The organism is Rhizobium sp. CSW-27 (genome assembly GCF_018760785.1).
In the GTDB taxonomy this organism is placed as follows: domain Bacteria; phylum Pseudomonadota; class Alphaproteobacteria; order Rhizobiales; family Rhizobiaceae; genus Neorhizobium.
The window spans coordinates 34415-55840 of record NZ_JAHHZO010000020.1 but is presented as its reverse complement, the minus strand read 5'-3'; the positions used below and the strand labels follow the sequence as shown (position 1 = coordinate 55840).

Genomic DNA, 21426 nt, shown 5'->3' with positions numbered 1-21426 from the left:
GTTAAACCCTATTTTGCAGGGTCAACAATCGGACTCAGGATGGTTAGGGCTAGAATATGAAACAGGCCATCATTCCCGCGCTTCTAAGTTGCGCATTGGCAACACAAGCGCTTGCCGCTCCTGCTGTGAACAAGGACTACATCAGGTCACTGGCGGCGCCGGGCAAGACGGTTCTTGTCGTCGAGTATTACGACGGGACCGGCAAAGTCGCTGATCGCAAAGGTTACGCCACTGCCAATGGCTTCAAGGCTATCTCGGCGACTGAGTTTCGCGTCGATGAAGCGACAACGTTGCATCTGTATGGCGTTCAGCCCTGCAGCGGCGATCTGGTCAATCGCGCAGAGGACTATTCCGGGACTTGCGAGGAGTTTGGTACGCAGCAGCTGCAAACGATGCTGCAGAGCCCCAAGGTTCTGTTCTGCAGGGCCTTCATCAGCGAGCAGACTGCCCCCGTCCAGGATGTCACTTGCTACGGCTACTATAACTATCCTGGAGCAATGGACACGGTTGATAATCTTGAGGAGCAGCTTCTGTCGTTAGGAGCGGTTCGCCTGACTAAGAAAGCCGATGGTTCATTCGAACGTCCTGATCTCACGGAGGCTCAGGAAATCGGCCAGAAGGGTTCCTACGGCATGTGGGCAGATCCTCGGGTGAAGGCGCAATGAAGCTTGCTGCTGCACTCATCGCGACTCTACTGCCCTTTACAGCCAATGCCGCACCTGAAGGGTACTTCGATCTTGCTCCCGGCATCACCTTGGAAACGGGGGACACCTGGATCTCGAACGGAGAACGGTTTCGTCTCTATGGCATCCAGTCCTGCTTGCGCGGCACTGCCTACACGGATGGTCAGGGCAACAAGAAGGATTGCGGCGAGGCATCGCTTGCGATGTTGGCTGCCTACATCAAGGACACCAAACCGATTTGTGCCCCTGTGGCGAAGCTTAACGGCATCTCATATGTCGTTTGTTACGCCACGGTTGGCAGTCAAAGGCTCGACCTCGCGCAGATCATGGTGACAAGCGGCTATGCATTCGCTGCCTTGAAGACCGATGGTCTCCCTTATCATGCCCCCTACGCCATAGCCGAGCAGCTTGCTCAGCAAAAGAAGGCCGGCCTTTGGCAATTCTCCGACGTTCAGCATCCTTCCATCCTGCTTAGTCGTGAGGCGAACCAGCGATCGAGGAGCGCCCAGCCATGAGAAGCCGCCTTTTCCATTTTATCGCCGCAAGTTGTTTGGCCCAGCCGGCGTTTGCCGCCGATCCGATCTATCAGAACTGGCACGCCCTACGCGGTCAGGCTGCGCCTCCAGTTGCTGCTGCTGTTCGGTTGCCGACGTTCAAAGGCTCGGTAACCGTTCTTGACGGCCGCACGCTATGGTTCGGCACGCTTGGCAATGGCTATAAAGTGAGGTTGGCTGGCATCGACACCTGTGAGCTTCCTCAATGGGCTTTGAACCCAAAGTGGACCAACCGGGACAAGCAACAGGCCCCTACCCCCGTTCCATGCGGTCCCTTCGCCAAGGCCTGGCTGAAAAGGACTGTCGGAAACAGACCCACGACTTGCGTCGGTCTGGCCTACGCGAACGATGGGATACCCGTCGCACAATGCACGACTAACGGTGTGGATCTCGCCGCCGAAATGCTGCGCGTCGGTTGGGCTCGTCTCGATTCCCCTTACATCAACGCCCAATATTACGCTTATCAGACCAACGCGATGGCCGCCCGGTATGGGATGTGGGGAACCTACGTGTTGGACATGAACGAATGGCGCCGGAAAGCCGTCGACAAGACGCTAGATCGGCATCCGATCGCCGACTTCAATCTATTGGCCGAGCGGAAAAGCGAGATCTCTCCTCCTTTTGCTGATGCGCGAAACAAGCCGAAGAGGACGGACCGATAGTTGCCAGACCTCGCACATATTGCGACCTCTCTCGCAACGGATCCTTGGCTGGCTTGCTGCTTGCCATCCCCCTTTCGATCGCCGTGATCATCCCGGCGCAAAAACTCTGGTGGATCCACGCGCCGCTTGCGATTCCTTCTCATTCTGTCGCTGGCCTTTCACGACAAGCGCCATTTGTCGTTCGACAGCTACCTGGTCGGGCTCTTCGCCTTCGCCGCCGTTTCTCGGGATATCCCCAACCAGCCACTGCTCTATCGCATCGGCATTTCCTGGTTTGCGTCCTTCGCCCTGATTTCGGCCGTCATCTACGCGGCGGGCGAACGCATCCAGCACAGCACTCCGCTCGAAGGACCATTTTCCGAGCCGGCAATTTCAGCAGCATTGATCAAGAGGGACACCTGATATGAAACCAGTGTTTTTTGCCGTAGCCGGTCTCGCGGCTCTTGCCATCTCTCCAGCATCTGCCAAGGCCGAGGATGCCTCCTGGGGTTGCCAGATTCTCTTGTGCGCAGCCTCACAAAGCCCCTCCTGGCATGGCGTCCCCTACTGCGTTCCCCCGATGAAAAGGCTTATATCAGCTATGGCGAAGCCCGGCTTCTCCTGGCCGATCTGCCATGAAGCAAAAGCCGGAAAACCGGGCTATGAACCTTACGAGGAATGCCCTGCCGGCATGACCGCCGTTTCCTCCCGCACCGATGGGGATCGGCCGTTCTTGGGCCGAGACGACAAGGATCAGTGCACGAAGACCGTCAACCAGTGCAGCAACCGTGCCGCCTTCCGTACCCAATTTGGTGACAGCCAAGAAAACGAGCGCAAGGGTGTCACGATCCGGCAGATCAACCAGAACAACGACAATGATGTTTTCAACCGAGACAATGGCTGCATGGTGCAGATCACTCAGCCCCGCCCTCGCCGCGCGGATCCTTATTATTTCGACATACTGAACGATAAGGGCGTCAAGCAGCGCGCTTGGTTCAACCTGAATGACTGAGTGGATGACATGAACAGCAACATTCTCATCGTAGCAGCCGCAGGTATCGGCATTCTCACCGGTGCTGGAGGTACTTATCTCATCATGCCGGAGCCAGAGCCGGTTGTTCGGGCCCCTACTGATGCGGAGATCGCGGCCCTTATCGCAGCCAATCCCTCCCTAATTCCCGAACCTCCGGCCCCTGTGCTTGAAATACCGACAGAAGAGGAAGCTCTAGCCGCATACCGCAAGGCTTATGCCCGCAATCCTCTAAGGACCGGCCGCGGTGAAGCCGATGTAACCCTTGCTTTGGGAGAGTGTGACGAGAACGCCAGCGGTCCAGGCGTATCATGCGTTGCGGCCATCAAGAGGAATCCGAACGCAGCTCCTCTCGATCGCGTCATTGGATTTGCCAAGTCTGCATCCGGCGAATGGGTTGCCACCAACTACTGATTTCAGGGCCAGATGCCTGTTGATCATCAATGCCCCGATAGTGAGATGGAGCCTGAAAGAAGAAGCTCCATTTCCTCAGGGTTTAGGCTCCCCTTGGAGGCAATTAGGTACCCCGCTACGTAAAGTAGCTTCTGATCTCTCTCATCCTGATCTGACGGCGCGTGCCTGATGATTTCCATACGTGCATTCGCTTCTTGATCCATGTCAGCGCCGCCCTCGCCGTTGACGGCTGCCAGGTAGACGGCTCGGTGACGTTCGACCTTCACGGACAATGGCTCGCTGGGTTGCGGCTCAAGCTTTTCTGTCATCTTTCCCTCTCCACAAGCGCAAGCGATCACTCCTTGACCTCCCGAAATCGAAGGGAGGGCAGGAGCCCCGCTCCCGCTCCCGAGCTCGTGCGGAACAGCTGGAGAGAGGGGGACAAGCGCTAAACCGGAGGGGGATCACCCACCCGAAGGGCCGAGACGGATTTCATGGAAATGCGGCCGGTGCTGCAGGCCGCAGGCCGAAGCATGGGGAGACCGGTTTAGTGCTTGTGGGGGAGAGAGGGCAGAGCGCCTTTCTCCCCTCTCAGTGGGTCGAATAAAGTCGCCTTTCGGCCCAAAGCAGCCAAACTTGCAAAGACGCGATCCTGTTAGGATGAGGAACCGTTCAATGTCGCCGTTCAGTCCGACGTCATCACCAAGTCTTGGACAGTGGTGAACAAACTGCCGCCGATGTGCGCGAAAGCAATGTTCATCCGACGTGCGCCTTCGCCGTCTGTGTCGGGATTGTCACCGATGAAGACGGCCTCTTGAGCAGTCGCACCTGACAATTCTAAGGCTAACTTGAACATAACCTCGTCGGGCTTTCCGATCGATCGATACCGTAGATTCGGTAGGCATGTAGCTACCGCAGCCAACAACGCACCTGTCTCAGGCACAACTCCTCCATCCTGAGCGGGATGCGTTCCGTCAAGATTGGCAACAAACAAGCTGGCTCCGGATCGAACCATGTTCGAGATTTGGGTGAGCCCTTCGTAGGAAAAACCTACGTCCCGAGTGAGCAGTACGAGCTCGGCATCCATATCGGCGAGCACAAGCCCTGAAGCTTCCGCATACGACCGGATTGCGGGTGACCCGAAGATTGCCACGCGAGCACCTGAAAACTCTCGCGCCAAGATATCAATAGCGGTCGAACCAGCGAGTACGATGCGACCCGCCGATATTGACAGGCCGAGCTCGGCAAGGCGATGAGACAGCGTTATCGGTGTGTCGGTGGAGTTGTTTGAAACGGCGATCAAGCGGTCGCCGAACCTCGCGACAAGTTCCCTAGCGCCGGGTAGCACCATGTTACCTGAAATCAGGCAACCATCGAGGTCGCATAGGACAGCCTTGTAGCGATCGAGGTAAATATTCATCCGTCAAATCGCCCTGATACCGCATCCTTGTCGTGAAGCCAGTAGGACGGACCAGCATAGAGGAATTGGCGATGATGGATCGCTACTCCTTCCGAGTTTACACGCACGAGCGCGAAATCCGGGGCTTCGAGTGAGCCGGGTATCTTGTCTTCCGTGTCAAGGTCGAAACCGACCTGGTGATTGATGCCACGCTGGATGTGGTAGGGAATGCCGTGCCAAAGCCCGAAGATTGGCCGATGAATGTGACCGTGGAACATGTAGTCGGGCTGACGCCGAGCACTCTCGAAGACCGCCAACTGCTCCTCGGCATTGCGGACGTTGTACCGATCCATCGAACGCAATCCGACCTTGCCGGAGTGGTGATGCTGGAGAAGTAGAAGAGGACGATCTTTGGGCGCGTTGCGAAGGGATGTTTCAAGGAATGCAAGCCGTCTCGGGCACAGAACGCCATCGCCGATATGCGTATCGGCTTCATCGAGCGTGTCGAGCGTCAGTACGCTCGCCTGGGGCAAAACGCGTAGTGCCTGAACGAACCCCGAGCCATCATCGTCGGCGTAGGGGAAGAATTCACGAAACGCAGCACGCTTGTCATGATTACCCATCATGAGCACCGAAGGCACGTTCAATGCGCTTACCGACTCCGCCAAGTTCTCGTAGGCCGCTCTCTCGCCAGCGTCGGTGAGGTCTCCGAGAATCACGACAAAATCCACGCCGGGGTGATCGCGATTGATAACACTGATCGCGGCATCAAGACTTGCGCGAGGGTCGAGACCATACATCGTCTCCCCACGAGGGAGGAAATGAGTGTCGGTGAGAATGATGAATTCAAGTGCTTTGCCGTCCATGGCCAGCGCCTCCGGTATGTGGATTCAGACATCAGTTCAAAGGCGGGCGGCCGGAACAGGGCCGCCCGCCTTCACACTACTTCTTGGGCATCAGGTCGTTGACCTCGTCCTGAAGGTCCTGCTGGAGAGTCGGCATGTCGGTTGCTTCACCGGATACGATCGATTCGATGCCATCATAGAGGACCTGGGTGATCGCGAGGCCATTCGCACCTGGATAGGGCTGCCATTCGCGGAGCAGCGGAAGCTCGCGAACTGCGGTTTCCTTGTTGGGGTTCTGCTTGTAGAAGTCGGCGAGGATGATCTCGTTTGCCGCCTTGTTCGGTGGCATGTATCCCGTGGTACGGGCCACGTCTGCCGCACCTTCGCCCGAGGTAATGAACTTGAGCCACTTCCAGGCTGCTTCGAGCTTTTTGGGGTCTTTGGAAGCGGAAACTAGCATCGCAGCATTGCCGCCCGCTGGCAGTCCGACTGGCCCCGAAGCCTCTAGGCCGGGGAACTCGTGGGTCACAAGCTTCCAGTCACCCTTGGATCGCTCGACAGCTCCCAATTCCGAGGTCGATGTGTAGTACATCGCGATCTGTCCTGCTGCGAACGCTTTCTGCGCATCACTGAACGAGTAGTTCGGCATTGCGCAGCCGCGGAAAAGCTTGTTCATGGTCTCGAGGGACTTCAGACCGGCTGCACTGTCCAGATTGATCTTGTCGGCCTTCAGAAGCGGTTCGTTCTGGGTCCACATCAAGGACTGGAGGAACCAATTGCCAGTGATGTTCCACGTCCAGAACATCGGTGTCTTTATGCCAGCGTCTTGCATCTTCGCGCAGAGATCGACGACCTCGTCCCAAGTCTTGGGAAGCTCCGCGGGGTTCGTCACGCCAGCCTTGGCCATCAAATCCATATTGTAGTAGCCGACAGGGAGCGACACCGCGAAAGGCAGGCCATACACGCTGCCGTTCGACGTGCCGAGGTCGAGCATAGCCTTATGGTAGCCGTCCTTGGCGAAGTCAGCTTCCTTGGAGATGAACGGTTCAAGCGATTTGGCGATTCCTTTTTCGACCAGCAGGGCCTGACGGTTCAGGCCCTGGACGGAAACGTCTGGAAGGTTGCCGGAGACGGCTTCGCGCAGGATCGTATTCGTCCCGTCCTCGTAGTCCTTATAAGCTGAGCGGACCCTAATTTCGATGTCGGGATTCTCCGCCTGGAACTTGGGGAGGATTTTCTGGAAGGTGACGTCGAAAAGGTAGGAATAGGTGTAACCGAACTCGACTACGGTTTTTTCTTGCGCGTGGGCGAAGGCGGTCATTCCGGCCGTGATGGCCACGGCGGAGGCAAGGAGGCGACGCATAGTTGTAATCCTCAAATGGGTGGTTGGGTTAATCAGTATCTACGGTAGGCATCCGCATGCGCGGAATCTTAGAGCACTACTTCATGCCCGATAGGGTGATCCCTTCAACGAAGCGACGCTGGGCAAGGAGGAATGCGACGATCAGCGGAGCCACGATGACGGTTGCCGTCGCCATCATCGGCCCGTAGAGGCTGCCATCGCCGCCGCCGCCACGAAACTCGTCTAATCCGAGCGGGGGGGTGAAAAGGCTCCGATCACCGGTCAAAACCATCCGAGGCCAGAAGTAATCGTTCCAATGTGCGACGACGGAGAAGATGGCGAAGGCCAGCAGAGCAGGAACGGCGGTCGGTAGCATTACCTTCCAGACGATCGACCACTCGGTCATTCCGTCCATACGGGCAGCATCGACTAGGTCGTCCGGAACCGTGGAGAAGAACTGACGCATAAGGAAGATGCCGAAGACCGAGATCGTCCAGGGAATCACGAGAGCGGCATAGCTGTTCGTCAGTCCAAGCTTTGCGAGCACGATGTACAGAGGCAGCGCTACTGCGTGTACAGGCAACAGCAGGCAGATCAGGACCAGGCTGAAGACCATATCACGACCCCAGAACCTCAGCTTCGACAAGGCGTAGGCTGCGGGAACGGCGACCAGAACCTGAAGAAGGAAGATTGACGCGGTAACGATGACGCCGTTGAGCAGATAGCGGAGGAGTGGCGCTTCTGAAAACGCCGTGGCGTAGTTGAAGAGTGCCGGACGCTTCGAGCAGCTCTCGCGCAAGTTGGCGAGCGCGGTCTCGGAAGAGACGTTCCCGTTTGCGAAGCCTTCGGGCTCGCCTCTCTTCATGCAGTACTCGTCGACCATAAGCGCTTGCGAGCCGAAGAAGCCGCCCTCGTTACGTTCAATCTCGCCAGGCGACTTCAGCGATGACGAAAGCATCACGTAGAACGGAAGAGCGACAACGATCGCACCGAGGATCAGGACGAGGTGTTTCAAGGTTTCCGTGATGGTGAACCGATGAGCTGTCACGCGACTTGCTCCCTCTTGGCGGCAACCGACTTCTGGACGAAGGCCAGAATGAGAACGAAGGTCAGATAGAGGACTGCGATCGCCGCACCGATGCCGATTAGGTTCTCCTTCACGCCCTTCTCGTACATCGCGACCAGAATGACGTAGGCACTCCGCGATGGACCGGCCCCTTGGTCATAAAAGCCGTGCACGACGTCGAAGACTTGAAACGAGCGGATCGCTGTGATCGTCACGACAAACACGGTCGTGGGCCAAAGCGTTGGCCAGGTGACGAGACGAAAGCGCTCCCATGGGCTGCTTGCGCCATCGATCTCCGCGGCTTGGTATAATTCTGACGGGACGGACGTTAGTCCGGCGAGATAGAGGACCATGTTAAATCCGAACCCCTGCCATATCCCGACGAAGCAGACGGTCCAGATCGCGTAGTTTCGGTCACCCAGCCAGAGTGGGAATCCTTGTTCGCAGGATCGGTGAAACCACCCCCAGTATTGCATTGCCTCTACGTTACAGAGCGAGGCAAGCGACTGGTTGACGATGCCGAGCGTCGGGTGCAGCGTGAAGCTCCACACTATCGACATCGCCATGAGTGTGGCCATGACCGGAAGGAAGTACACGGTCTTGTAGAACGCTCCGCCCCATCGGAGCGAGTTAATGAGGAGGGCCGCGCCGAGACCAAGGCCTATTGACAGCGGTGTTACCACCAGCACGTAAGTCAGAGTGGCTTGGATCATGCCCTGATAGCGTGACTGGCTGAAAATCTTGCCGTAATTCTCGAAGCCTACCCAGTTGAATTCTGGACTGCCAAGGCTGTAGTCGGTCAGCGAAAGTACGGCGACCGCAATGATAGGCAGTAGCAGGACGCCAGCCATCAGGATGACTGCGGGCGCTACGAATAAGAGGCCCGCTCGCGCGGAAGAGACGCTTGCAGTGGTCATTCCTTCAAGCTCCAACTGCAACGGCCGCTTCAGCAGGTCGTGGCGTACTGTCGAGGCGATTGGCAAGACGGGAGTTGTCAGTCGCGAATGCCATTACCCCCTTGGTGGTCAAGTCTATGTTCACCGGGGACCCGACATGCAGCATGTGTGCAGTCTCTGGAGTGACACGTACCACGACCCTGTTTCCACCTGCGGGACCCATATCGGAAACTCGCGCGTGAACGAAAACATCCGATCCAAGGTTTTCCTTATGGACGACCTTGGCTGAGAGACCGCCTTCTTCTGCCTTGCAAAATCTCAGGTGCTCCGAACGGACGGCGATCGTGATGTCTTGCGATGTCGCATGCAGCCGCTGCCGCACTGAAAGGCCGGGCGCTGTTATCCGTCCCTCGGAATCAACGGTTGCGGGAAGGGTGTTGATCTTTGGGCTGCCTATGAACTCAGCAACCCGGAGGTCCTGAGGGTCATCGTAGACCTGATCTGGAGTCGCGACCTGGAGAATTTCGCCGCCCATCATGACGGCAATACGATCCGACATCGTCAGGGCTTCGGCCTGGTCGTGTGTCACATAGATAAACGTTGAGCCGAGCGCACGGTGAAGTTCGGAAAGTTCCGACCGCATGTGAACCCGTAGGGCTGCATCCAGGTTCGAAAGCGGTTCGTCCATCAAAAAGGCGACCGGTTTACGAACCATGGCCCGTCCCAGTGCGACGCGTTGACGTTGGCCACCCGACAGGTGGCCCGGCCGACGATTGAGTAGTTGTGTAATTTTGAGAGTGTTCGCCGTCTCGGCGACTGCTGCATCGATCGCTCGCATCTTGCTTCGATGGCTCGGCAGCAGTGGCCCTACGAAGGGGAGCCGTTCGGTGGTCGTAAGATCACGAAGACGAAGCGGCGTCCTGATGTTTTCTTCGACAGTCAAATGTGGATAGAGGGCGTAGGACTGGAAAACCATGGCCAGGTCCCGTGCGCTCGGTCTAATGCCACCGACATTCCGACCTCCGATAAGGACGTCTCCCGAGGTCTGGTCTTCCAGACCGGCAATAATTCGCAGCAAGGTTGATTTCCCGCATCCCGAGGGGCCGACCAGCGAAACAAACTCGCCATCGCCGATGCGAAGGTTAACTCCCTTGAGGACGTCGGCCTTCGGAAAGGCCTTCCTTATTTCGCGGAGTTCGATCGTCGCCATGCAGGCCCCTGTTCATGCGTTGTCTTCAGGGCGCTTTTAGGTAGGCACAACAACAGAAACGTGACATCTATAAGCTTAGCTTTTAGATTGTCTCATCCCTACTACGCCGATTATCGAGTTTCGGGTGCCGCGCATGTATCTCACAAGCCCTAGAATTCGGGCGTTCAACGCAGTCATGGAGACAGGAAGCTTCTCTGCTGCGGCAACTAAGCTTGGCTTATCTCAACCCGCCATAACCCAAGCCGTACGAGAGATCGAACAGGCAGCCAAAGTCACTCTCTTCCAACGCCAAGGTCGCAGCCTTGCTCAAACTGCGCTCTGCGCGGAACTCTATCGGTTTACAGCAGAAGCCGAGCGTCTTGCTGGCGAGGCGCTCAGGGTGTTGGAGCAGCACGCCAACTTGGAAACGGGGAAATTCCGCATCGGTATCGGCAATTCAATGCCGGGCATGGCACTCATTCGAGAGTTCCGACGTCGGCTACCCGGCGTCCAGGTCCAAGTAGAGTTGGGTTCTTGGGCGACCATTCTCAAGGCAGTGGTCGAACAGCGCGTAGATGTCGGTGTGCTGCCCAACGTGCCAAATGACGGGCGCTTCGAGCGCAAGGTTTGCCTGAAGCAGGACGTCGTGGCGATCGTTTCGGAGGAGTCTCCTCTCGCTCGGTCCACCCAAACTAGCTGCACCGAACTCTTGCGATACCCGCTTATTTTCCGCACTCAATCTTCATCTACTCAAAAGGTGGTCGACCAAGGCTTTCGAAGTGCCAAGCTGACGCCCGTCCCAATGATGGTGTTGGATACACGCGACGGTGTCTACGAGGCGGCGGCCAACGGATTGGGCGTTGGCTTTATGTGGGAGTTCGGATCGAGCCGAGAAGATAAGATACGAAAGATCAGGGTAATTGAGTTCGAACAGGGGCACCCCGAACACGTGTTCCATCTTTCCGGCCGGACAAGCCCGCTGATCACTGCATTCGAAGCGATCCAGCTTTGAGCAATATTGATGTCCGCTTTTGGCGGATACCGTTGAAAAACTCGTCGTTGTCGGTGCTTGGTTGTCGTGATTCAATCGCCGCATTGATTTGCGGAGGATTGAGCGATGATGGGATGCCAGGCAGCTCCGGCGCAGCTCTTCTACGACTTCTGCCTTGATGATCACGTTCCTGCAGATCACCTGCTGCGCGGGATTGACCGCCATCTCGAACTGGAAAGCGTTCGAGCGCAGTTGAAGCCTTTCTACAGCACCACCGGTCGCCCCTCGGTTGATCCAGAGCTGATGATGCGGATGCTGATCATCGGCTATTCCATGGGTATCCGCTCGGAGCGGCGGCTCTGTGAAGAGGTCCACCTCAATCTCGCCTATCGCTGGTTCTGCCGCCTTGGGTTGGACGGCAAGGTGCCTGATCACTCCAGCTTCTCGAAGAACCGCCATGGCCGGTTCCGGCAGAGCGATATCCTGCGGCATATGTTTGAGACAGTGGTGGAGCGCTGCCTTGCGCAAGGGCTGGTCGGTGCGGAAGGATTTGCTGTCGATGCCAGCCTGATCGCAGCGGATGCCAATAAGCAGCGCTCAGTACCGGGCGCGGAGTGGGAGGCCAAAGAAGACGCTGGTCGTTCAGTGCAGGAATATCTGGCTGTTCTCGATGATGCGGCTTTCGGGGCTGCCTCGCCAGTGACGCCGAAGTTCATCTCGCCGTCCGATCCGGCCGCTCAGTGGACAGGTGCCCACAAAGGCCATGCCTTCTTCGCCTATGCTACCAACTACCTGATCGACACAGACCACGGCGTTATCCTCGACGTCGAGGCGACACGAGCAATCCGCCAGGCGGAGGTCGGAGCATCCCGCATGATGCTCGAACGAACGGAGAGCCGCTTCGGCTTGCGACCTGGTTATCTGGCGGCCGACAGTGCCTACGGTTCCGCAGACAATCTCGCGTGGCTGGTCAAGGAGAAGAAGATCGCGCCGCACATTCCGGTCTTCGATAAGTCGAAGAGGACGGACGGCACCTTCTCCCGCTCAGACTTCTCATGGGAGGCCGAGAATGACCGCTACATCTGCCCAGCGGGTAAGGAGCTGAAGCAGTTCCATCGCACTTATGCGACACCCAGATCAGGGATCACTGCCGAAGGAACGCGGCTTTACCGTGCCAGCAAGAGGGACTGTGATCGCTGCGACCTGAAGCCTTGCTGCTGCCCGAACATGCCGATGCGCAAAGTGCCGCGCGATCTCAATGAAGATGCCCGTGATGTTGCCCGAGCAATAGCCGCAACACCAGAATACGTGCAGTCACGGCATCGCCGTAAGAAGGTCGAGATGCTCTTTGCACACCTCAAGCGCATTCTCCGGATGGCGCGCCTGAGACTGCGAGGTCCATGCGGTGCCCGCGATGAATTCCTGCTTGCAGCGACCGCCCAAAACCTCAGGAGGCTTGCCAAGCTGAGGCCACTGCGAACGCCGCAAGGCGCTATCGCCGCCTGACGGCGGCGGAAAGGAAACCCTGCGCCGAGGCACGGGGATCAAAAACGCATAGCCCGCCGTCCAAAAGGCAAAAGCGGCAGGACGAGCGGCAAATCAGTCGAGTTTTTCAACGATATCGGCGCGAAGCCGCCTTCTTGCCCTACGATGATGCGGCTTCTCTAAGGGCGCGATACACGCTTGCCCGACCTATGTTCAGCGTCTTGGCAATTTCTGTTGGTCCCATCCCGTCGGATTTCAGTCGGCGGATCTCAGCAACATCAACATGAGGCTTCCTGCCTTTGTAGACCCCTCTGCTTTTTGCAGCGGCGATGCCTTCCATCTGTCTTTCTCTACGAAGGTTCGTCTCGAACTCAGCGAATACGCCGAGCATATCGAGGAAAGCTTTGCCGGCCGCCGAGCTCGTGTCGATCGGCTGTTCCGTCGCCTTCAGCGTCACCCCTTTCTGCTTGAGCAGCCGTACGATGTCCTGCAGATCGCCAACTGACCGCGCCAGCCGATCGACCCGCGTCACGATCAGGCTGTCGCCGTCGCGCATGAATTCTAGAAGCGTGTTAAGCTCCTTCCGATCCTGCTTGGTCGATCCGGATTTCTTTTCCGCCCGGATGACCGTGCACCCAGCCGCCTTCAGAGCCGCCTCTTGAATCGCCAGATCCTGATCGATGGTGCTGACCCGCGCATACCCGTAAATCGCCATGAAACGTCTCATTAGGTTCTAGACCTTCAATGGTTACCGTCTCATAACTGCAAAATCAACCCAAATGATACACTGATTTGTGTCTCACGCAGATTGTCTCAGGAGGTATACCCAAAAGGAGCATTCTGAATGTCAGGAGAGAATATAGCCTGCCTGTCGGCACAGGCCGGTATAGAAGGCTGAAGGTCACCTTCTGAGGTGTTCAAACTCAAGGCCGCTCGAATTGAATATGATCCGAGGTCTTGGAATGTCCGCTAGTCCCTTGCGTCCGCCATGGGCAGATCGGATCGTCTCAAGAGTTAGAACAGGAATGTCCTCAGCCGCAACGATCGTATTTAGTTCCTCCGTTGAATCGTCCACAGGCGCACGAAGCCTATTGAGCCGGTCACTGAGCTCGCCAGGGGTGGGACAGGCTGACTGCTCGTACAATAGCGCGAAGCCGGTTGCTCCATTTGTAGGGAACCGAAAGACTTTGCCGTGGCCAAAGCAGAGTAGGTCTTTCAGCGGATGAAAATGGGGCCGTAACTTCGTCAGCTTTTTTTCTTCGACCGGCCACCGTCCTATCGTTACCTTTTTTGGGATTTTGTCAGCAAAGATCCAATTTACGCCTTCCACTGCCGGCAGTTTGCCATTCCTCGCCTCTTCCGCAGCACCAGGATTGTAGAGCATGTATATCGGGACGCAGCCTGGAGTTTTCGCTGCTTCATTGATGAGAGTAGTGTGCTGTTGACCGTATAGCTTGGTTGACGCCGTACTCGGTGAGGTACCTGCAGCTCCTCTGCCGCTCGCAACGGGAGGTAGCAGTGCATGATCGAGCTCTCGATAGTACCAGTAAGGATTTCTCTTGCTGTTATTGGTTATGGCTCGCTTTGCCTGAATGTGAAGGCGCAGATATCGACGGCCGTCAGTGGCCTTTTCATTCACGAATTCCCAGTCCATGTCCTCGCCCGTGACTGACTCATCGCGAGGAAAGTCAACATGGATCCCGAAGGGCTCAAAAGGTACTAGGCCTGCCATAAGTATGTCAGTGATTGATTCCTCGCGAAAATTTCGCCGCTTGTGTTGATCGCGGTCAAGTAAGGCTGCGGCCAGGAGCGGAAAGCGGTGAGCGAAACTACATAGAAGATCCAAGTTGGCCATTCCCATTAGGTTCAGCGAAGTTCTGGACTGCAATTGAGGACATGAAATCGAAACTAGCCGCGGGCTTGTTGCGAGCTAACCCACGTGCTCTAAGTGACGCATCAGCTCCAGCGTAGCCAGCTCTAAGGAGTAACTGCCGCTCTGCAACCGAAAAGTGATTCAAACGCGTGCGCAGCCGCGCTACCGCTTCCACATCACTTGAAGACAGGGGCAGCGCGTCTAGGAGTCCATATTGAGATAATGCCGTGTCTATGCTCCAATATGCGACCTGGCGCTGTCCCTGATTGGCCATGCCGAACAGTAGGCGGCGCCTAGAATGCTCGGCCTGCTGCTGAATCAGGCTCAGCGTGCGGAACATCTGTCCGACCCAGCGTCCGGTCGGATGGCCGACTTCGGGTATCGTGCGGCCGGCGTTGCTGACGAGAATTGTCCGGCAGCGCTTCCATATGCGCTCAAGACCAAGATTGTCGTAGACGCCCCCGTCGGACAGGACCGCCGTAGAGATAAATGGCTCGCGATGCAGGTCCGCGCCCGCTGTCGCCTGCACGGCCTCGCGCGAAAGGTCGATGCGGACGGGAGAAAGAAACGGCGGGAAGGCTGACGAGGCCGCCACAACCCTTGCCAGCGGGATGACAGGCCTGTCGATGAGCCCGACGCGGTAGTCGGCGGCATAGCCTTTGGCGAAGCGCCAGCCGCTGCCAGTCTGGAGGTTGGTGGACATAAAGGTAAAGCGCGGGAAATCCGTGATATCCTGCAGGCAGGCGCCCGCGAACAGGTGGCGATCATAGGCACGGACCAGGCTGTCGGCGGCGCTGCATCCCGGGATGAGGCCGTAGAGAATGGCCCGGATGTCTATTCCTTTTCCGGCGAAGCGCAGCAGTGGCGCGACAAACACCTCATCGAGATTGTTGGCGCGGCCTCGCTCGTCGAAGCGCAGGCTCTGCCACCGCAGCGCGAGGAGCCCGGCGGTAATCGACCCGCCGGAAACGCTCGCGATCTCGGAGATGCGCTGCAGGAAGCCAAGTTCATTCAGGCGGATAATGGCACCGACATGATAAATCATGGCGCGATAACCGCCGCCGGAAAGACACAGACCAATCGTGTCTTCGAGCTTGCGCGCCTGGATAAAATCACCCTGCGCGCCGGCGGCGGCAAAGAGGCTCTGGATGTCTTCGGCGATCAGCGGATTGGTCATGAGCAGGCTTGCCTGGCCATGACCGTCAGCGTACTGGCGAGCAGGACGGTCAACTGATCATTGTCGCCGGCAATGGCCATCAAAGCAGGAACGCCCTCGCTTTCCAGCTCCTGCGTCAGCCAGCACAACTGGCGGATGTCGGTGGTGCTCGGTCTTGTCGAAGAGCCGCGCGGGTGGGAGTGCCATTCGCCGACATAGCGGACCTGATGCAGGGAGCGCTCCGCCGCGTCCTTGACGGCGGCGGCAAGGCCGGAGACGCCGCGCTCAAAGGCGGTGACGCTGCCGGTGCTGTCCTGTGGTGCCGGGAGGGCCGTGACGATGTGAACAGAACGGCGGCTGGTGTCGGTTATACCGAGCAGCACGCCGCCGGTTTCATGCGGCAGGCGTTCTGAGCGCAGCGCCGCAATTTGCGCAGCAAGGCCCTCGTCATAGGTAACGGTCCAATCGCCAAGCGCGATTTTCTGCACCGGCTGTACCGCTGCTTCCGCCAGGGTGACGCTGTGGTCAGCGGCAAGGGTCCAGACGCGCACCGTCGCCTTATCGCTGGCGAGCGCGTCGACGATGGCCTGCGACGCAGTCGCGCTCATCTGCGCTGCCCGGCTGGCGGAAATGCGGTTGGTTGCGGCGCGGCAGGAGCCGCTATAGCGCACGCCGTTTTCCGCCTGCAGGTGTTGCGCCAGCGCAGAGGTAGTCTGGATCAACCGGTGGTATTGCGCTTCGAGGTCATGCAGGGTGGGCGAAGAATCGCGTCCTTCCGCGAGAAGCACCACCGCTGTCCCCGCGGGGTTGAAGAAGACAGAGAGGCGCCGCGCACCTGGGCGCGGCAAGTTCGCCAGCCGGCGTGAAACGGCGACGGACGCGGAGGCGTCGATAATCAAGTCCGCGCTGCCAATCGCCTCGTCTATCTTTGGCGATAGTTCAGCCGGGGGATGGAGGAAGTCGGCCTCGAAAAAGGTGACGGACTCGTCCAGCAAGGCATGGATGCGATGCGCCAAGCCGATAACCTTCGGGCGGCCGACATCAATCGGATGCAGGGCGTGACGGGCAAGGTTGTGAGGCATCAGGTGGTCGTTATCGATGATCGTCCACTGAAACCGGCCTTCGCGCGCGAGGTTGATGGCCAACTGCGACCCCAGAGACCCTGCGCCGATGAGCACGCAGCGGCGTGTGTCGGGCTGGGTCTGCCCGCTGATAGTGGCGCCAGCCACGCGGTTGAAACCCAGATGGACGTCGGCGGGTTCGATGGCGAGGTGGGGGATGGTCGTGCCGGCGGCCATGCCGACCATCTGGACATAGCCGCCGCCAGACCCAATGTCGCTCTCGTTCCGGCCAAGGATCCCCAGCGCGACGCCGACATCCCCGGCAGTGTCGTGAGTAATGAAGGCGCGCAGGTCGTCTGCCTGCCGGCCATCCGCACCTGCGACCGGGAAGGCGATGACGAGCGCGATGCGGGCGTGGAGACGCCGGATGGCTGCTGAGTCGACACCTTTCCATTCAATGACGCGGGCGCGCAGTTCCGCGCCCAGGTCAATGCCGCACTCCTGCAGTTGCTGCGCGAGCGCGTCAAGCGTCTGCGGCGCGCGCTGGAGGCGCCGCATTCCTTGGGGGGCTGCGCGCAAGGGGACGACCACGAACTGCGGGGCGTAATTGTTCGCACCCTGCCCGACAAACTCGGTGACGATGATCGCCGCTTGTTCGCTGCGGACATGGCCGACCAGTTCGGCGGGCTTATCAGACTGCTTCAGGGCGGCGGTCGGGATAATGATCGTCGCCGGGTTGCGAAAGAACAGGGGTTCCAGCGGTTGCGCCGTATCGTGAAGCTCACCGCGGGCGGCTTTCGCGAGCCAGAGTTGGATGCGACGGATAAAGTCGGCGGGCGTGGAGGTGAGCTGCGCCTCCGCCCACGGACGGTCGTCAATGCACAGCGCACGCGGCTTGTCGTCCGGCGTCCAGTTCTGATGCATGGTTTCAGGAAAATCTGCCCGCAGGGCGAGGACTGCGGGCTGCTCGCCGCGCGTTCCGAAGACAAGCGCCACCGGTTCCACGCTGCGAATGGGCGCGGCCAGATCCTGCGGCCGCTCCACCTCGATATCGAGATGGAGCGCCACGAGAGCTCCGTCGCCGGACTGCCGCGCTTCAACTAAGGTCACGGCCGGCGCAAGGCCGGACGCGACATAGGCCAGCATCGCGCGCGCAACATCGGGCGCGACCTGTTCGGATTCAACCGGCGGTCCGAAACCCGCCCACCACGGATGCAGCGCCACCACCATTCTTAGCCTGCCCGTGCCGGCGTCGAGATGATGCTGGCCGCGCCGGCCACGGCCGAGACGGTGAGGAGTTGCGCGCCCCGGCTCGTCACCTCGATGCTGAGGGGCTTGGGCCGTGACGTCGAAGGGGATTCCATCGTCACCTTGAATGAGCCGTCGGCGCGGCGCGCGACCCCCTTATAGTAGTTGCCGGCCTGACGGTGGGGCGGCTGGACGTCCGCGTCTTCCGCCGTCCCCTTGAGAGGCATGGGCTTGCTGGTGGAGACCATGATGTGGCGCTCACGGCCCTGCGTCTCGCAGAGCCATTCAACCTGTTCGGTGGGCTCGGTTTCGTCTTCGCCTTTCACCCAGCCAATCGCCGTGTACGAACAGTGGTGGGGAACCTTGAAGATGTCCCACAGCAGGCGGTCGTCGTTTCCGTGCCACTGGGTCGTCTTCACGATCTGGTCGATGGAGTCGGCGTGGATATCGGACATGAAGAGGGCGTATGTCTCCCGGCCGCCTTCGAGGAACGTGGCCTGGAAGACCACGCTGTCCTGATTGCGGTCAACGATGCCGTTCTCATTCTGACGCCAGCCGAAGGGGCTGTGAATGAAGAACTCCGCCTGCTCAGTGCCGAACTTCGAGAAGCCGGGAACATACTGGCCTGCGTCGGTGATGAGATGCGCCCGCGATTCCAGCGACAAGCCCTGCTTCGCCAGCCAGTCCGCCAGCTTCTTCGGACGGGAAAAGACACGGATGCCGTAGCCCTGCCGCAGGCGGTGGCGGGCTTCCTGCCTGATGATTCGCGCGCTGTCCTCGCAGCCATCTTCCAGGATGGCGGCGGCCGGAACCCACAGCTCCTTGATCTTGATACGGCCCTCGCCCTGATATTTCGCGGCGTGTTCGAGGTGAAAAAAATCGCCTGCGCCGCAGCAATGATCGTCATCGAGATGGGTGAAGCAGACGACATCGTATTTGTCCCGCCCGGCTGCGCGCAAGTCCGCCTTCAGTTCGGCGGGAAGGTCGATCCGCTTGTCGTAGGGGTCGGTGTCGTTCCGCATATCGGCATAGTCGACCAGCATCTTCTTGCCGTCGGCAAAATCTATGCGGGTACAGTCGGCATTGCCGAGCGGGTGGAAGGTCAGTTTTGCAGTCATATCTTGCTCCTGTGGTCCGCAGCGCTGCCGGGAGTGTTCGGTGTTAGTCACGGCAGGCCCAGCGATCACGGGGCGGAATGCACCGAATTACGTTGACCACGGGCTGCTGATGAGATAATAAACTATACGCATCTACTTTTGATGTCAATATAGTTTCTATACCCTTTTAAAAGGAGCCGTTATGAATGATGAAAACCCGGGCATCAGGTGGGGTGTAGAGCAGCGGCTCGAGTTCATCGAGTTCCGGCTTTTCTGGGAGGGTGGGGTAAATAGATCCGACATCATCAATGTGTTCGGTGTGTCCGTGCCGCAGGCCTCAAAGGATCTCTCGCTCTATCAGGAGCGTGCTCCGGGGAATGTCGACTATGATAAGCGTGCCAAACGATATGTCGCCGCTAGAGGATTTGAGCCTCGTTTTCTGAAGCCTGACCCGGACGCATATCTTTCGCGGCTGCGCTCCCTCGGCGAAGGATTATCCGCTCCGGTCGAGTCATGGATTGCCCATCCGCCGCAGACCGACATTGCCCTTACGCCCAAGCGCGATATCAGCACCGATGTTCTGCGCGCAGTGCTGAAAGCTGTGCGCGAAGGCGGGTCAATCGAGATTCTCTATCAGTCCATGAGCAAGCAGCGGCCGGACCCGGTCTGGCGCCGCATCACGCCTCATGCCTTTGGCTATGACGGCTTCCGCTGGCACGCGCGCGCGTTCTGCCATATCGACCGCAAGTTCAAGGATTTCCTACTGCCGCGATCGCTAGAAGCGCGGGCACCTGGAGAGCCTGGTGAGGAAGGGATTAATGATGAGTTGTGGCATGAACACTTCAACCTAGAGATCGTACCCCATCCACATCTCACGCCCAGCCAGCAAATTGTTGTAGCAAAGGACTATGGAATGACCGACGGCAAATGCACTCTGCCGGTACGCTATGCCATGCTCTTCTACGTTCTCCGGAGGCTCGGACTGCTTGTTGATGCATCACAAGAACCTGCCCGCAGGCAACATATAGTTGTTTCTGACTATGGCAGTGTGCAAAAAGCTCTGAAGTACGCTGAATTCTTCCAGAATGATTCATCCTAAATTCTGGAAGCTTTTTGGCTTTTCTTTTTCAACAATGACTATCGGGAAAGCGCTTCCAAAATTGGGCCAATCTGATTCGGAAAACCCTTCAAAAACCCTCGCGCGGTCATCCGCGGCGGAAATTGTATAGCGTCAAATGCCGGAACCTATTGCATGCAACCTTCTAAATTAGGCGAGCCATACAAGATGTCCTTTGTCACTGGAGGCTTGTTTATAAATGAAAGCTTAGAAATTTCTGACATTTATTTCTCGCTAGGAGACTGGCCTCTGACGCGAAAGGTTGCGCTTGAGAAGGGGGTTACCTCTTTGCCTAAAGCAGCATCTCGGATTCGCGCACTCCGTGAGATTGTAAGCAGACTTTCCAAGCTTACGAACGCAGAGTTGCAGTTTTTTAGCCAAACGAGAGAGCGAGCGAACCAGCAGGCATTGTTGTGGCTGGCGGTGTGCCGGGAATACCGATTCATCGGTGAATTTGCGACTGAGGTAGTGAGGGAACGGTTTGCGTCCTTCAAAACTGACTTGCCGCTCGAAAGTTTCGACTCTTATCTGGCGAGTAAGGCAGAGTGGAACGAGGGTCTTGCGAAGATTCGCCCGGCCACGAGCGCCAAGTTGAGGCAGGTGCTTTTCAGAATTATGCGAGAAGCTGACATCATCTCACAAAAGAACGAGATACGGGCGACCCGGATCTCTGCACCGCTCCTTGCCATTTTGAATGAGCACAGCGCTTCAGATCTAGAATTCTTCCCCGGATTTAACTTTGACGGAGCGCGCGCATGAGTATGGTCGCAAGTCGCAAAGCCCGTTCGGAGCATCTATTTAAAGTCATTACAAGTCAGAGGTTTTTGACCAAGCAAGGCCTTGGCAACGAGGTGCCCTTCTTCATCTATCCGTATGATGCCAAGGAAGGACTTTCGGTGATTGAGGACCGACGAAATCTGATAGCGCGGATCAGTCACGCTGGAGTGACCATACTGGACCTCAGTCTGTACGATCTGTCACTCGAAATTCTGACAGAGCGAGGGATACTTGAGCAGGTTCTCGAAATCGAGCCAGAGACGGATAAGGGCGAACTACGGGAGTTGCTCCAGTCGGTTCTGGATCCTCAGGCGAATCTGATCCCGAAGATCGCCGAAGCGATCTCATCCACAACACACGACGTTATCTTCCTGTCCGGCGTCGGTGAGGTGTATCCGTATATTCGGTCGCACAACGTCCTGAACAATCTTCAGAGCACGGCGAAGGACAAGCCCACCGTTTTGTTCTTTCCCGGAAGCTACACCCACGCGCTTGCCACAGGGGCGTCTCTCGACCTCTTCGGCTGCCTTCACGACGACAAGTACTACAGAGCTTTCAATATCTTGAATTACGAGGTCTGATC

The 21426-nt window shown here is 57.9% G+C and carries 23 protein-coding genes; 11 read left to right on the top strand and 12 right to left on the bottom strand.

What is annotated here, in order from left to right; all coding sequences use genetic code 11:
- The first annotated feature begins 56 nt into the window (after positions 1-56).
- From KLP42_RS24275 to KLP42_RS24250, 6 genes are all read left to right on the top strand, one after another.
- Complete coding sequence (locus tag KLP42_RS24275; protein ID WP_107341978.1) at positions 57-665, top strand: hypothetical protein; 609 nt, start codon at positions 57-59, stop codon at positions 663-665.
- On the top strand, positions 662-1198 hold the full coding sequence (locus KLP42_RS24270; RefSeq protein WP_215570442.1) for a thermonuclease family protein: 537 nt from the start codon (positions 662-664) through the stop codon (positions 1196-1198). The genes KLP42_RS24275 and KLP42_RS24270 overlap by 4 nt, the downstream gene beginning before the upstream one ends.
- Positions 1195-1899 (top strand): thermonuclease family protein, encoded by a 705-nt coding sequence (locus KLP42_RS24265; RefSeq protein WP_215570440.1) that lies wholly within the window; start codon positions 1195-1197, stop codon positions 1897-1899. Before KLP42_RS24270 ends, KLP42_RS24265 begins: the two co-directional genes overlap by 4 nt.
- 126 nt (positions 1900-2025) lie before the next feature.
- A complete protein-coding gene (locus KLP42_RS24260; protein ID WP_252193242.1) occupies positions 2026-2301 on the top strand; it encodes a hypothetical protein in 276 nt (91 codons plus the stop codon).
- 1 nt (position 2302) lies between these two features.
- Positions 2303-2890 carry a hypothetical protein gene (locus tag KLP42_RS24255; protein WP_215570438.1) on the top strand — a complete coding sequence of 196 codons (588 nt, stop codon included), beginning with the start codon at positions 2303-2305 and terminating at the stop codon, positions 2888-2890.
- Positions 2891-2899: 9 nt separating this feature from the next.
- A complete protein-coding gene (locus KLP42_RS24250) occupies positions 2900-3322 on the top strand; it encodes a hypothetical protein (protein WP_215570436.1) in 423 nt (140 codons plus the stop codon).
- 26 nt (positions 3323-3348) lie between these two features.
- On the opposite strand, the gene KLP42_RS24245 is transcribed toward KLP42_RS24250, so the two are convergent.
- The 7 genes from KLP42_RS24245 to KLP42_RS24215 all read right to left on the bottom strand — a co-directional run bounded on the left by KLP42_RS24245 (position 3349) and on the right by KLP42_RS24215 (position 10059).
- Positions 3349-3630 (bottom strand): hypothetical protein, encoded by a 282-nt coding sequence (locus KLP42_RS24245; RefSeq protein ID WP_215570434.1) that lies wholly within the window; start codon positions 3628-3630, stop codon positions 3349-3351.
- 356 nt (positions 3631-3986) lie between these two features.
- A complete protein-coding gene (locus tag KLP42_RS24240) occupies positions 3987-4721 on the bottom strand; it encodes an HAD-IIA family hydrolase (RefSeq protein WP_215570432.1) in 735 nt (244 codons plus the stop codon).
- A complete protein-coding gene (locus tag KLP42_RS24235) occupies positions 4718-5566 on the bottom strand; it encodes a phosphodiesterase (protein WP_215570430.1) in 849 nt (282 codons plus the stop codon). Before KLP42_RS24235 ends, KLP42_RS24240 begins: the two co-directional genes overlap by 4 nt.
- A 76-nt stretch (positions 5567-5642) precedes the next feature.
- Positions 5643-6908, bottom strand: coding sequence for an ABC transporter substrate-binding protein (locus KLP42_RS24230; RefSeq protein WP_215570428.1), 1266 nt, complete (start codon positions 6906-6908; stop codon positions 5643-5645).
- Between the two features lie 76 nt (positions 6909-6984).
- Entirely contained in the window at positions 6985-7935 is a 951-nt protein-coding gene (locus KLP42_RS24225; protein WP_353844926.1) for a carbohydrate ABC transporter permease, read from the bottom strand.
- Positions 7932-8870: a carbohydrate ABC transporter permease gene (locus KLP42_RS24220; RefSeq protein ID WP_215570426.1), complete on the bottom strand. Its 939-nt coding sequence runs from the start codon at positions 8868-8870 to the stop codon at positions 7932-7934. Before KLP42_RS24220 ends, KLP42_RS24225 begins: the two co-directional genes overlap by 4 nt.
- A 4-nt stretch (positions 8871-8874) precedes the next feature.
- Positions 8875-10059, bottom strand: a complete 1185-nt coding sequence (locus KLP42_RS24215; RefSeq protein ID WP_215570424.1) for an ABC transporter ATP-binding protein — start codon at positions 10057-10059, stop codon at positions 8875-8877.
- Between the two features lie 133 nt (positions 10060-10192).
- On the opposite strand from KLP42_RS24215, the gene KLP42_RS24210 reads away from it, so the two are divergent.
- Both KLP42_RS24210 and KLP42_RS24205 read left to right on the top strand, forming a co-directional pair.
- Complete coding sequence (locus tag KLP42_RS24210) at positions 10193-11050, top strand: LysR family transcriptional regulator (RefSeq protein WP_215570422.1); 858 nt, start codon at positions 10193-10195, stop codon at positions 11048-11050.
- Between the two features lie 105 nt (positions 11051-11155).
- Entirely contained in the window at positions 11156-12535 is a 1380-nt protein-coding gene (locus KLP42_RS24205; RefSeq protein ID WP_215570420.1) for a transposase, read from the top strand.
- A 139-nt stretch (positions 12536-12674) separates the two neighbouring features.
- Here the strand turns inward: KLP42_RS24205 and KLP42_RS24200 are convergent, their stop codons facing one another.
- The 5 genes from KLP42_RS24200 to mblB all read right to left on the bottom strand — a co-directional run bounded on the left by KLP42_RS24200 (position 12675) and on the right by mblB (position 18970).
- The gene (locus KLP42_RS24200; protein WP_215570418.1) at positions 12675-13229 is read right to left on the bottom strand and encodes a recombinase family protein; all 555 of its coding nucleotides are present in this window, start codon (positions 13227-13229) and stop codon (positions 12675-12677) included.
- Positions 13230-13415: 186 nt separating this feature from the next.
- A complete protein-coding gene (locus tag KLP42_RS24195; protein ID WP_353844925.1) occupies positions 13416-14369 on the bottom strand; it encodes a DUF6615 family protein in 954 nt (317 codons plus the stop codon).
- Positions 14344-15564: a patatin-like phospholipase family protein gene (locus tag KLP42_RS24190; RefSeq protein ID WP_215570415.1), complete on the bottom strand. Its 1221-nt coding sequence runs from the start codon at positions 15562-15564 to the stop codon at positions 14344-14346. Before KLP42_RS24190 ends, KLP42_RS24195 begins: the two co-directional genes overlap by 26 nt.
- Entirely contained in the window at positions 15561-17834 is a 2274-nt protein-coding gene (cap2-3, locus tag KLP42_RS24185) for an anti-phage 6A-MBL system cap2_3 protein (protein ID WP_215570413.1), read from the bottom strand. The genes KLP42_RS24190 and cap2-3 overlap by 4 nt, the downstream gene beginning before the upstream one ends.
- 2 nt (positions 17835-17836) lie before the next feature.
- A complete protein-coding gene (mblB, locus tag KLP42_RS24180; protein WP_215570411.1) occupies positions 17837-18970 on the bottom strand; it encodes an anti-phage 6A-MBL system MBL-fold protein in 1134 nt (377 codons plus the stop codon).
- 181 nt (positions 18971-19151) lie between these two features.
- Between mblB and KLP42_RS24175 the strand changes: the two genes are divergently transcribed.
- The 3 genes from KLP42_RS24175 to KLP42_RS24165 all read left to right on the top strand — a co-directional run bounded on the left by KLP42_RS24175 (position 19152) and on the right by KLP42_RS24165 (position 21424).
- Complete coding sequence (locus tag KLP42_RS24175) at positions 19152-20048, top strand: BrxR family helix-turn-helix transcriptional regulator (RefSeq protein ID WP_215570409.1); 897 nt, start codon at positions 19152-19154, stop codon at positions 20046-20048.
- A gap of 153 nt (positions 20049-20201) precedes the next feature.
- Positions 20202-20825, top strand: coding sequence for a DUF1819 family protein (locus tag KLP42_RS24170; RefSeq protein ID WP_215570407.1), 624 nt, complete (start codon positions 20202-20204; stop codon positions 20823-20825).
- On the top strand, positions 20822-21424 hold the full coding sequence (locus KLP42_RS24165; RefSeq protein WP_215570405.1) for a DUF1788 domain-containing protein: 603 nt from the start codon (positions 20822-20824) through the stop codon (positions 21422-21424). The genes KLP42_RS24170 and KLP42_RS24165 overlap by 4 nt, the downstream gene beginning before the upstream one ends.
- Positions 21425-21426 lie beyond the last annotated feature (2 nt).